General features: G+C 65.0%; 10 protein-coding genes. 8 read left to right on the top strand and 2 right to left on the bottom strand.

The annotated features are described in order from the left end of the window. Both OSH07_RS19455 and OSH07_RS19450 read right to left on the bottom strand, forming a co-directional pair. Positions 1-193: hypothetical protein (locus tag OSH07_RS19455; protein WP_266340334.1), on the bottom strand; the 193-nt coding region annotated here is incomplete at its 3' end. 289 nt (positions 194-482) lie between these two features. Continuing rightward, entirely contained in the window at positions 483-1106 is a 624-nt protein-coding gene (locus OSH07_RS19450) for a helix-turn-helix domain-containing protein (protein ID WP_266340333.1), read from the bottom strand. Between the two features lie 506 nt (positions 1107-1612). Between OSH07_RS19450 and OSH07_RS19445 the strand changes: the two genes are divergently transcribed. The 8 genes from OSH07_RS19445 (at position 1613) to OSH07_RS19410 (ending at position 11889) form a co-directional block, all read left to right on the top strand. Then, on the top strand, positions 1613-3049 hold the full coding sequence (locus OSH07_RS19445) for an ABC transporter substrate-binding protein (protein ID WP_266340332.1): 1437 nt from the start codon (positions 1613-1615) through the stop codon (positions 3047-3049). A gap of 18 nt (positions 3050-3067) precedes the next feature. After that, a complete protein-coding gene (locus OSH07_RS19440) occupies positions 3068-5089 on the top strand; it encodes a hydantoinase/oxoprolinase family protein (protein ID WP_266340331.1) in 2022 nt (673 codons plus the stop codon). A gap of 2 nt (positions 5090-5091) precedes the next feature. Further along, entirely contained in the window at positions 5092-6813 is a 1722-nt protein-coding gene (locus OSH07_RS19435; protein WP_266340330.1) for a hydantoinase B/oxoprolinase family protein, read from the top strand. Between the two features lie 73 nt (positions 6814-6886). Beyond that, on the top strand, positions 6887-7726 hold the full coding sequence (locus tag OSH07_RS19430) for an ABC transporter permease (protein WP_266340329.1): 840 nt from the start codon (positions 6887-6889) through the stop codon (positions 7724-7726). Between the two features lie 3 nt (positions 7727-7729). Next, on the top strand, positions 7730-8728 hold the full coding sequence (locus tag OSH07_RS19425; protein WP_266340328.1) for an ABC transporter permease: 999 nt from the start codon (positions 7730-7732) through the stop codon (positions 8726-8728). 2 nt (positions 8729-8730) lie between these two features. Beyond that, a complete protein-coding gene (locus OSH07_RS19420; RefSeq protein ID WP_266340327.1) occupies positions 8731-9735 on the top strand; it encodes an ABC transporter ATP-binding protein in 1005 nt (334 codons plus the stop codon). Continuing rightward, the gene (locus OSH07_RS19415) at positions 9732-10736 is read left to right on the top strand and encodes an ABC transporter ATP-binding protein (protein WP_266340326.1); all 1005 of its coding nucleotides are present in this window, start codon (positions 9732-9734) and stop codon (positions 10734-10736) included. Before OSH07_RS19420 ends, OSH07_RS19415 begins: the two co-directional genes overlap by 4 nt. Further along, positions 10723-11889, top strand: coding sequence for a M20 aminoacylase family protein (locus OSH07_RS19410; RefSeq protein WP_266340325.1), 1167 nt, complete (start codon positions 10723-10725; stop codon positions 11887-11889). Before OSH07_RS19415 ends, OSH07_RS19410 begins: the two co-directional genes overlap by 14 nt. Positions 11890-11895: the final 6 nt, after the last annotated feature.

The following is an 11895-nucleotide window of genomic DNA, read 5'->3' as shown; positions in this document are numbered from 1 at the left end:
GAGCCGGCGCCGCCGGCACCGTGAAGACGATGACAAGGATCGGCAGCTCCTGCTTCACCGAATAGCCGGCGCGCGTCACGCCGACCCAGAGATTGGCCAGGGCGACCAGCGCCCAGACTGGCATGAACAGCTTGACCGCAAAAGCGAATACCGCCGGAGCGCCACCCCGGAGCCTGGCGACCAGCAGAACCACGCCGGCGGCGCGATCCCGCCGCCGGTCACCAACACCATGTGCATCGCCATGTGAAGTGTCGAGACGAAAATACATCTGGCAGCAACGGCCGACGTTGCCCTGCCATCCGTTCTGGCACTGCCACGCGCCCGATCCAGCATGGATGCCCGCGACGCCCGCGCCGCGCCGGGGACACGAGCACGACTTACCCGGGCGGTAGCGGCCCTGCCCCATCCCCCGTTGAAAGTCGTGCCCTCAGAATTCGAGACAGGACTTTCGACCGCGGGCCGAAGCAGAGACTCTGCCTACCTCAAGCCAACGGCGCCACGACGCGCGAGCAGATCCAAAGCACCTGCGCGGGATCGTCCGTAGGATTGACGAGAGCATGCCCCATCGTGCTGTCGAAATAGGCGCAGTCGCCGACGTCCAGCAAGGTGACGGCATAGTGTTCGGTATGGAGCTCGATCTTGCCCTTGAGGACGTAGATGAACTCCTCGCCGGGGTGACTGAGGAGTCCCTCGAACTGATGCAGGGACCGCGCCTTGACCTCGGCGAGCAGCGGCACGAACTGTCGATTGGCGATGTCGTTGCAAAGCATTTCATAGTCGTAGAGCAACGTGGAATGCACGACGCCCTGCCCCTTGCGGGTCACCGCACGACGACCGCTGACCGAGAGGCCGCGCCCTCCCGTCACCAGTTCGCTGATGTCGACATCCAGCCCTTCCGCCAGACCCAGTAGCGTGTCGTAGGTAGGCGACATCTGGTCGTTCTCGATCTTGGAGAGAGTCGAGACGGCCAGACCCGCGCGCTGAGCCAGGTCGTTCAACGTCAAATCCGCTCGCTTGCGCAAGGCCCGAAGCGTCTTGGCAATCGATCGCTCCCCGCGCCGCCTCAGGGAAGAGACGGCCGCAGGGGCGGAAGCGTCGTCGGACATGATTCAAGTACCTTTCACTGCCGATCTAGAACGTCGCGATATGCATAGCGCATAGCCACCATGCTGAAAATTTTATCATATGAAAATTATTCCGCGACGCAAGCTACCCAACTTGTCCAAGCTGTGCCACGAATTGCCGTTTCGGACCATGCCTGATCGCATCTAGACAACAAATATTCGTGTCCCTTGGTAGACAGGGAACGACTTTTCAGAATTGACAGCACCAAAGAACTATGCCGTAAATTTGTCGTATCGGAAAAATTGTTTCCAGATCACGATGTGCCGGATGCAACCCCGGCGGCCTAGGTCAGTCGAAATCGCTCCTGAAAGGATCGTTCATGTCGTCGCTACGCAGAATCAAGGACCCTGCCGTCCGGGCTTCCGTCGGCCTTCTACTGGCCTCGGGCCTGGCCTGGCCCGCCCCAGGTGCTTTCGCGCAGTCTTCTGATCTGGTCGTCAATGCTGGCGTTGCCCCGTCGACGCTGGATCCCGCCTGGGCCTGCGGATTGCCCGAGATCAGCTTCCTGCAGAATTTCTACGTTCGCCTCGTGCAGCACGGCGTCAAGGACGGGCCGCAGAATACGAAGGAAGTCGACTACTCCACCATCGAGCCCTATCTCGCCGCCTCGTGGGACCAGAGCAGCGACGGCCTCGTCTATACTTTCCACCTCAAGGACGGCTTCAAGTTTCCGTCCGGCAAGCCTGTCGACGCCGAGGCCGTGCGCTACTCGCTGCAACGCGTGCTGGACATGGCCGGCTGCGGCCGCTTTTTCCTGACCGACGGCCACCTGGACCCGGTGATCATCGAGAAGATCGAAGCCGTGGACCCGAAGACGGTCAAGATCACGCTCAATGCCCCGAACGGGAACATGCTCGGCGACCTGGCGACCCATGCGGGCTCCATTGTCGATCCGTCGCTGGTTGAAGCCAATGGCGGAGTGAAGGCCGGCGCACCGAACGAGTGGATGTCGTCCAACGTGGCTCCGTCCGGCCCCTTCCTGCTGGAGAGCTATTCGCCCAACCAGAAGGCCCGCATGGTGGCCAACCCCGGCTTCGCCGGCACGCCTCCCGCATCGTCCGCGATCAACGTCAACTGGATCTCGGCCGCCCCCACCTTGCTGCTGCAGGCCCGTACCGGGCAGGCCGACATCACGTTCGACCTCTCCAAGCAGGCGGCACGCTCCCTCGAAGGCAATTCCGGCACCCGGGTCATCGCCTATTCCAATCCCTTCGTGCAGCAGTTGATGATCAACAACAAGCAGGCGCCCTGGGACAATGTGAAGGTGCGCGAGGCCGCGGCTCTCGCGATACCTTATGACGATATCGTCAAGAAGCTGGCCTATGGCTGGGGCACCGCCTACTACGGCCCGATCCCGCCGAGCCTGCCCGGCTTCAATGCGGAGCTTTCCAAGCCGCTCGGCTTCGACATCGAGAAGGCCAAGGCGCTCATCGCCGAGAGCGGCGTCGCGACCCCGATCAAGGCCGAGCTGACGATCCAGGAAGGCGACGCCGCCCAGCAGCAACTGGCCACCATCGTCCAGAGCACCTGGGCGAAAATCGGCATCGACCTCTCGATCCGCGTCGCGCCGGCGGCCGAGTTCCAGGACCTGACCCAGGGCCACAAGATCCCCGCCTTCATGCGCCTCGACGGCCCGGGCGTCTTCGAGACCGGCTACTACTGGGGATATGACCTGATCTGCGGGATCTCGTTCAACCTGACCGACACCTGCCTGCCGGCCGCCGATCCGCTCATAGCGGAGATGCGCGCGTCTTCCGATACGGCAAAACGCCAGGAGATCATGGACAAGGTCACCACCATGTGGCGCGAACAGTATCCAAAGATCCTGTTCTACGAAGACAAGCCCGTGGTTGTTCTCAGCGATGCCGTGACCAGCTTCACATTCTCGCCGCTGCCCGATTACCGCTATTGGGCGAAGAAGTAAGCAAGGATATTCCTTTCAATGGCTACTCGTATTGGCGTCGATATCGGCGGCACGTTCACTGACCTTGTCTATTTCGACGAGGCGACCGGCCAGACCGTGGAAGGCAAAGTCCCAACCGTCCCGTCGGCGCCCGAGGAGGGCGTCGTCGCGGCGATCACGGGGCATGTGCCGAAAGAGGTCATCGACCGGGCGGAGTTCTTCCTGCACGGCACCACGGTCGGACTCAACGCACTGCTGGAGCGCCGCGGCGCCAAGGTGGGCCTCATCACGACGAAGGGCTTCCGGGATGTCCTGGAGATTCGTCGCGGCGACCGGGCCGAGATGTACAACCTGTTCTGGAAGCAGACGGTGCCGCTTGTGCCGCGGCGCCTGCGTCTGGAAGTGGGCGGCCGCATGCTCGGCTCGGGTGCTGAATATGCTCCGCTCGATGAAGACGACGTCGCCTCCGCCATCGCAACGCTCATGGCGGAAAAGGTCGACGCCATCGCCGTGTGTCTCATCAATTCCTATGCCAATCCGGCACATGAGATCCGCATCGAATCGATGATACGCGCGGCCGGGTTCGCCGGTGGTATCTCGCTGTCCTACAAGATCTCCGGCGAGTATCGGGAATATGAGCGCACGTCGACCACGTGCATCGACGCCTTCGTGCGCGGCCGCATGGCCAACTATCTGCGTCGCCTGGACGGAAAGCTGCGCGAGCTCGGCTTCAAGGGCACGTCGCTGATCACGCGCTCAGGCTCCGGCTCCATGACCTTCGAGGAGGCGGAGGACCGGCCGTTCGAGACGATCATGTCCGGCCCGGTCGGCGGCGCCCAGGGTGCCTCCGAACTCGCCAAGATGCTCGGCATCAAGCAACTGGTGACGGCGGATGTCGGCGGTACCTCCTTCGATACCGCGCTGGTCATAGACACCAAGCCGCAGGTGCTGTTCGAGGGCATGATCGACAACATGCCCATCCAGTCCCCCTGGGTGGACGTGCGCTCCATCGGTTCGGGCGGCGGATCGATCGCCCACATCGATGCCGGCGGGCTTATGCGCGTCGGCCCCCGATCGTCGGGCGCCGTGCCGGGCCCGGCCTGCTATGGCAAGGGTGGCGTCGAGCCGGCCATGACCGACGCGGCCGCCTGGCTCGGTATGCTTGGCCCCGGCGATCTCGCCTCCGGCATCCATCTGGACATCGGCAAGGCCGAGGCTGCCATCAACAGCGTCGGCGTGCATATCGAGCAGGACACCGAGGCGACGGCCGCCGGCGTCATGCGCATTTCCTCGGCCGCGATGGCCAATGCGATGCGCGAGATCTCGCTCGACCAGGGCCTCGATCCGCGCGAGATGACCCTGCTGCCGTTCGGCGGAGCCGGCCCCCTCATGGGCACGCTTCTGGCGGACGAACTCGGCATGAACCACATCGTGGTTCCGCCACTGGCCGGCAATTTCTCGGCCTGGGGCCTGCTGGGCGCCGACATGGTGCAATCGGCGGCAAGGACCCGCGTGCTCGATCTCGTGCCCGGCGCCTTCGAGACGGTGAATGCCCTTCTGGGTGAGCTCTTCGCCACGCTGGAGGAACGCAGCACCGCGCATGCCGAGGGCTCGATCAAGTCGGCCCGCCTCGATCTGCGATACAAGGGGCAGGAGCATACGCTCTCCATTGAAGTCGCAGTCGAGGGCGGCAAGCTCTCGGAAACGGAACCGACCGTTCTCGACCGCTTCATCAGCGAATATGCCCGCACCTTCGGCTCGACGATGAACCAGGACGTGGAGCTGGTTTCGACCCGCGCCTCCACGACGGTTCTGCTGCCGCGCCGCGAGCTGAGCTACACGCCGAAACGCGCCGATGGCGCCGACGATCGGATGATGGACGTCTACTCCTTCGAACGGAAGGCGCGCGTCCCCTTCCGCATCATTCCCCGCGGCCGGATCCTGGGACAGGTCAAGGGCCCCGCCATCATCACGGAAGAAACCTGCACGACCTATGTCGACGTGGAATGGACGGTTTCCAGCGGCAAGGCCGGCGAACTCATTCTGGAGCGGATTGCATAATCATGGCCAAGACATACGAGCCCGTCGTCCATAATGCGGGCAGGTTCGGCCGCATCACCGAGGCCAAGGCGGATCCGATCACCACCGAGGTGATCCGCCATGCCCTCAACTCGGCCGCCAACCAGATGAAGCGCGCGCTGATCCGCACGTCCTTCTCGCCCATCATCTACGAAGTCCTCGATTTCGCCGTCGCGATCTATGACAAGGACATCCGCCTGCTCAGCCAGGCGCCGTCCCTGCCGATGTTCATGGGCACGCTCTCGTTCTGCATCGACTTCGCGGTCAAGGAAAATGGCGGCCCGGACAGCCTCAACCCCGGTGATGCGCTCATCTACAACTGGCCGTTCGGCACAGGGTCGCACCCGCAGGACATGGTCATCATCATGCCGGCGTTTCTCGGCAGCGAGTTGATCGGCTACACCGCCATCAAGGGCCATTGGCTCGACATCGGCGCCAAGGATCCCTACTGCACCGACACCACCGACGTATTCCAGGAAGGCTGCATCTTCCCCGGCGTCAAGATCTACAAGGAGGGCGTCCTCAATCAGGACATCTTCCGCATGATCATGGCCAACACCCGCGTGCCGCAGATGGTTCGCGGCGATCTCGACGCCCAGGTCACCGCCTGCCGGGTCGGCGTCAAGTCGCTGCTCGAAGTGGTGGAGCGCTTCGGCCTCGATACCTACATGGCCGCGGTCGACGACATGTTCGACCATGGCGAACGCATCGTCCGCTCCTATTTCGAGAAGATCCCCGATGGCCGCTATGTCGGCCGCGGCGAAATGGACAATAACGGTGTCACCAAGGATCGCATCCCCTTCGAGATCGTGCTCGACGTGAAGGGATCCGACGTGACGCTGGACTTCTCCGGCGTCCCCGACCAGCAGGGTGGCCCGACCAATTCACCGCTGCCCACGACCATCTCGGCCAGCCGCGTCGCCATCACCATGCTCGCCGGCTATGGCGAGGCGCCGCACGAGGGTCACTTCCGGCCGCTCAAGGTCATTACCCGGCCCGGCTCCATGTTCGACCCGCTGCCGCCGGCGCCGTCCTTCATCTATGGCTGGCCGGGACTGCAGGCGATCGAGGTGATCTACAACGCGGTGGCGAGCGCCATGCCCACGGCAGTCCCGGCCTGCTCCGGCGGCTGCATCTGCTCGCTCGTGGCGTGGGGCCATCGCGAGGAGAGCGGCGCCCCCTGGGCCGATGGCACCCCCCTGCCGACCGGACAGGGCGCCTGGAACGGCGGCGATGGCGGCATCATGCTGCACATCTCCGAGTCCGCCACCCGCTTCACCCCGGCCGAAGTCTGGGAACACCGCAACCCCTGGATCGTCGAGCAACTGGCACTGGCCGAGGATTCGGTTGGGCCAGGCCGGTGGCGCGGAGGCCCCGGTCTCAACCTCGACATTCGCATGACCGAGGACAATCTGATCACCACCGTCTTCGAGCGCACCCTCAATGCTCCCTGGGGCCTCCTGGGCGGCAAGGAGGCAAGGCCGAACCAGTGCCTCGCCACCATGCCGGACGGCGAGCAGCAGCTGATTTCCAAGGCCACCCATTTCCACATGCCCAAGGGCACCGTGCTCAACATGCGCACCGGCGGCGGGGGCGGCTACGGCGATCCAACGGAGCGTCCGGTCGAGGCGGTGCTGGAAGACATCGCCGAAGGCTACATCAGCGAGGCGTTTGCCCGCCGGCACTATCCTCACGCCTTCGCTTAAGGTCCGGGGCAGCGCGGCCTCGCTTCCGCGCTGCCCTTCCTCGCCACATCCCGAGCAACGGAAAGCCGCACCTGTGCCGCGATTGATCGTCCAGACCCTGCGCGACCCCGAACTGGCATTGGGCCTTCTGATCCTGGTGGCGCTGATCCTCATCGCGGTGCTCGGCCCCCTGCTCTGGCGTGTCGATCCGCTCGCGGTCAGCGTCCTCGATTCCCTGGCCCCGCCCTCGCTCCAGCATCCGATGGGCACGGACGACGTGGGCAGGGACGTGTTCGCCCGCTTCATATGGGGCGCGCAGGTCTCCATGAGCGTGGCGCTGACCGTCACGCTGGTCGGCACGGTGATCGGCGGGCTGCTGGGCCTTCTCGCCGGCCTCACCGGGGGCTGGGTGGATGCCGTCCTGTCCCGCATCATGGATGCCGTCCTTGCCTTTCCGCCGCTGATCCTGGCGATGGCGGTCGCCATCGGCCTCGGTGCCGGCATGGTCTCGGCGATGATCGGCGTCGTCCTGGCCGCCATACCCTGGTATTTCCGGTTGCTGCGCGGTGAGGTCATGCGCCTGCGCGGGCTGATGTATGTCGAGAGCGCGCGCGCCCTCGGCGCCACCAATATGCGCCTCATCCGCCTCCACATCCTGCCGCAGACGCTCTCCACCGTTCTCGTGCAGGCGTCGTCGGTATTTTCCTTCTCGATCATCACGATGGCGGCGCTGGGCTTCGTCGGGCTCGGCATCCAGCCGCCTGTTCCCGAATGGGGAACGATGATCACCGAGGGGCTGGCCTATGCGCTGACCGGCCAGTGGTGGCTGGGCGTCTTTCCGGGCCTCGGCATCTTCGCCCTCGCGGTTGCCGGGAATGTCATCGCCGACCGGATGCGCGACCTCTACGACCCGAGATCTGGAATGAGAGGCTAGACCATGGCCAGATTCGTCCTCGAGCGCATCGGCTCGGCCATCCTTACCATTCTGGGCGCCTCGATCCTCGCCTTCATCGTCCTGCGCGCCTTGCCGACGGACCCCGCCCGGTTGATCGCCGGCCCGTTCGCCACGGACGAGGTGCTGAACACGGTGCGATCTCAGATGGGACTCGATAAAGCGCTGGTGGTTCAGTACCTCAACTACATCCTGAACTTCCTCAGCGGCGACTGGGGCTTCTCCTATGGTTCCGGCAAACCGGTCCTCCCTCTGATCATGGAGCGCCTGCCGGCGAGCGCCGAACTCGCCGTCGTGGCCTTCATCGGCGCCTTCGCCGCCACCGTGCTGCTGACCGTGCTGGTGAGCTTCACCGGTTCGCGCCTGCTGGACGGCATGTTGCGCATGGTCTCCTTCATGAGCGTCGGCGTGCCACCCTTCTGGATCTCGTTGCTCCTTCTGATGTTCTTCTTCGAGCGCCTGGGGTGGTTTCCGGGCCCGGTGGGCCGAGGCCCCGCTCCCAGCCTGGTCACGGGCTTCTATACAATCGACTACCTGCTGGCCGGCGACGTGCCGGGCGCGGTGCGCGCGCTGTGGTATCTGGCCCTGCCCGCCTTTGCCCTCGCGCTCGGATCCTTCGGCTATCTGGTGCGCCTGCTGCGCGCCAATCTGCTCGACGTCGTGCACGAACCGTTCGTCACGGTGCTGCATTCAAAGGGTGTCGCACCGGTCGACACCCATTTCCGGCACATCCTGCCCAATGCATTCCTCCCCACCCTGACCGCCGGCGGCCTGATCCTGGCACAGCTCATCGGGGGATCGGTGCTGGTCGAGCAGATCTTCACCTGGCCGGGCATCGGCACGCTGGTGATCGAGGGGATCACACGTCAGGACTATGCTGTCGTGCAGAGCTTCATCCTGCTCTCCGCGATGATCTACATCGTGGTCAATCTGGCCGTGGACCTGCTCTACGGCTATGTCGACCCCCGCGTGAGACGGAGCTGAAGATGTCGGATCGCCCCGTGCTCGACGTGAGCCATCTCCGGACAGTATTCGACACGCCAACCGGCCAGGTGGTCAGTGTCGACGACGTCAGCCTTTCCATAGCGCGCGGCCAGACCCTCGGCCTTGTGGGGGAATCGGGCTCCGGAAAAAGCGTCACCAGCCTCTCGCTCATGCGGCTGGTCGAGCGCGGCGGAGGGCGGATCGATGGCGGCACCATATCGCTGAAGGGCCGCGACGGCGACGTCATCAATCTGGCTACGCTGCCCGAAGCGGCGATGCGAAAAGTGCGCGGCCGCGACATCGCCATGGTCTTCCAGGAACCGATGACATCGCTCGATCCGGTGTGGTCGATCGGCGCCCAGATCGCAGAATCGGTGCGGTTGCATCAGGGTGCGGGACGGTCGCGAGCCCGACAGCAGGCCATTGAAATGCTGCGGCTGGTTGGCATTCCGGCGCCGGAGCGGAGGGTGGACGACTATCCGCATCAGCTCTCCGGCGGCATGCGCCAGCGGGTGATGATCGCCATCGCCCTGTCTTGCCGGCCCGGCCTGCTCATCGCCGACGAGCCCACGACGGCGCTCGACGTCACCATACAGGCGCAGATTCTCGATCTCATCCGCCGCCTGCAGGCCGAGATCGGCATGTCGGTTCTGTTCATAACCCACAATTTGGGCGTGGTCGCCGAGATCGCGGACCGGGTTGCGGTGATGTATGCCGGCCAGGTGGTGGAAGAGGCCCCTGTCGCGCAGATCTTTGCCACTCCCCTCCATCCCTATACGGCCGGCCTGCTGGCTTCCATTCCCGGAACGGCGAAGCCGACCGCCGATCGGCGGCTGCCGACAATCGGCGGCGCACCGCCCAGCCCGATGTCGCGGCCGGCCGGCTGCCGCTTCGCGCCGCGTTGCCCGCTGGCGGTCGACGCGTGCCTTTCCGGCGTTCCGGAGCTGACCGAGGTGGCGCCGGGACACAAGGCGCGGTGCATTCGCTGGCAGGAGGTGAAGCGATGACGAGGCCGGGACGTCCCCTGCTCGAAGCCGTCGGCCTGACCAAGCGTTTCGCCGCGCCATCCGGTCTCTTCGGCCCGCGCCGGCAGGTCCATGCGGTGGAATCCGTCTCCTTCTCGCTGGCAAAGGGGGAGGTGCTGGGCCTCGTGGGCGAATCCGGCTCCGGCAAGACCACGGTGGGTCGCATGATCATGGGGCTCGAACAGCCCACCGAGGGAACCATTCTGTTCGACGAGCGGGAGATCGGCGGAGGCACGAGGGCGGAGCTGTTGTCGGTCCGCCGCCGCATCCAGATGGTGTTCCAGGATCCCTTCGCCAGCCTCAACCCACGGCGCAGGGTGGGCGACCTGATCGCCGAAGGCCTGGAGATACAGCGGATCGGCACCCGGGCCGAGCAGCGCGCCGAGGTGTCCCGCCTGCTGGACCTCGTGGGGCTGCCTTCCGATGCGGCCAACCGATTTCCGCACGAATTCTCGGGCGGCCAGCGTCAGCGTATCGGCATCGCGCGCGCCCTTGCCGTCAAGCCCGACGTGCTGGTGGCGGACGAGCCGGTATCCGCGCTCGACGTGTCCGTGCAGGCACAGGTTCTCAACCTGCTCCAGGATCTCAAGGAAAAACTCGACCTCACGATACTCTTCATCAGCCACGACTTGGCGGTGGTGGAGCATTTCTGCGACCGGGTAGCCGTGATGTATCTCGGCCGGCTGATGGAACTGGCGCCGCGCGAGACTCTCTTCGCGCAGCCGCGCCATCCCTACACCGAGGCCCTGCTCTCAGCGGCGCCAATTCCCGACCCTGCGCAACGGCGCGAGCGTATCGTCATGCAAGGCGACGTTCCGTCTCCCATCGATCCACCGTCCGGATGCGTGCTGCGTACCCGCTGCCGCTATGCCCTGCCGGCTTGCGCGGCGGCCGTGCCGCCTCTCGCCGAGGCCGGGCCGGGCCATTTCAAGGCCTGCATCCGCGACGACATCCTGCCGAGGCCTGTACATGCCCTTCAATAACCGCATCGCCGACCTGGCTCACGAAGCCGCCGCCTGGCGTCACGATTTTCATGCCCATCCGGAAGTCCTCTACGAGGTGCACCGCACGGCGGCCCGTATATCGGAGCTCCTGACCGGCTTCGGGGTCGACGAAGTCGCGACCGGCATCGGCGGCACCGGTGTCGTCGGCATCGTGCACGGAAATCGGCCTGGCAAGACCATCGGCCTCAGGGCTGAAATGGACGCCCTCCCGATGACCGAGGCGACGGGGCTTCCCTATGCCTCGACCTATCCGGGCCGCATGCACGCCTGCGGTCATGACGGCCATGCGGCCATGCTGCTCGGCGCGGCGAAATATCTGAGCGAGACGCGTGACTTCGCCGGCAGCGTCGCGCTGATCTTCCAGCCGGCCGAGGAGGGAGGCGCCGGCGGCCGCGCCATTGCGGAGGATGGCCTGTTCCAGCGCTGGCCGATCGAGGAGGTCTACGCTCTGCACAATATGCCCGGCGTCCCGGAAGGGCATTTCATGACCCGGCCAAATGCCATCCTGGCCTCAGCCGACACGTTCGACATCGTCATCGAGGGCAAGGGAGGCCACGCCGCATGGCCTCACACGATCGCGGACGTGATCGTTGCGGCAGGCCAGATCATCGCCGCGCTGCAGACCATCGTTTCCCGCGAGACAGACCCCCTCAAGTCGGCCGTGTTGTCCCTGACGCGGCTCGAGGGGGGTAGCGCCTACAACGTCATGCCCGATTCCGCGCGGCTGTCCGGTACGTTCCGTGCGCTGGACACGAGCGTGCGAGACCGGGTGGAGAAGCGGCTGGTCGAAATCAGCGAGGGTATTGCGGCTGCGCTCAACGTCCGGGCGACGGTCACGATCGATCGGATTTGCGGCGTCGTGGCCAACGATCCGTCGCGGACGGCGTTCTGCGCCGACGTCGCGACAGCGCTCGTGGGCGCTGAAAAGGTGACGACCGACATGGATCCGCTGATGGGCGGGGACGACTTTTGCTATCTGCTCGACCATCGGCCCGGCAGCTACGTCTTCGTTGGAAACGGCGATACGGCTGCGCTGCACACCGTCCAGTACGACTTCAACGATCGTCTGATCCCGCTCGGCGTCGCCTACTGGGTGCGGCTGGCCCAGGCCGCCTCGTCCTCATCGCTGTAAGGAAAG

Source organism: Kaistia nematophila (genome assembly GCF_026343855.1).
Taxonomy (GTDB): domain Bacteria; phylum Pseudomonadota; class Alphaproteobacteria; order Rhizobiales; family Kaistiaceae; genus Kaistia; species Kaistia nematophila.
This window is presented reverse-complemented; position numbering and strand designations above follow the sequence as displayed.

Excerpts from the sequence above, each read along its gene's own strand:
- OSH07_RS19450 (WP_266340333.1), bottom strand. The coding sequence starts at position 1,106 with ATGTCCGACGACGCTTCCGCCCCTGCGGCCGTCTCTTCCCTGAGGCGG.
- OSH07_RS19440 (WP_266340331.1), top strand. The coding sequence starts at position 3,068 with ATGGCTACTCGTATTGGCGTCGATATCGGCGGCACGTTCACTGACCTT.
- OSH07_RS19435 (WP_266340330.1), top strand. The coding sequence starts at position 5,092 with ATGGCCAAGACATACGAGCCCGTCGTCCATAATGCGGGCAGGTTCGGC.
- OSH07_RS19425 (WP_266340328.1), top strand. The coding sequence starts at position 7,730 with ATGGCCAGATTCGTCCTCGAGCGCATCGGCTCGGCCATCCTTACCATT.
- OSH07_RS19420 (WP_266340327.1), top strand. The coding sequence starts at position 8,731 with ATGTCGGATCGCCCCGTGCTCGACGTGAGCCATCTCCGGACAGTATTC.
- OSH07_RS19415 (WP_266340326.1), top strand. The coding sequence starts at position 9,732 with ATGACGAGGCCGGGACGTCCCCTGCTCGAAGCCGTCGGCCTGACCAAG.
- OSH07_RS19410 (WP_266340325.1), top strand. The coding sequence starts at position 10,723 with ATGCCCTTCAATAACCGCATCGCCGACCTGGCTCACGAAGCCGCCGCC.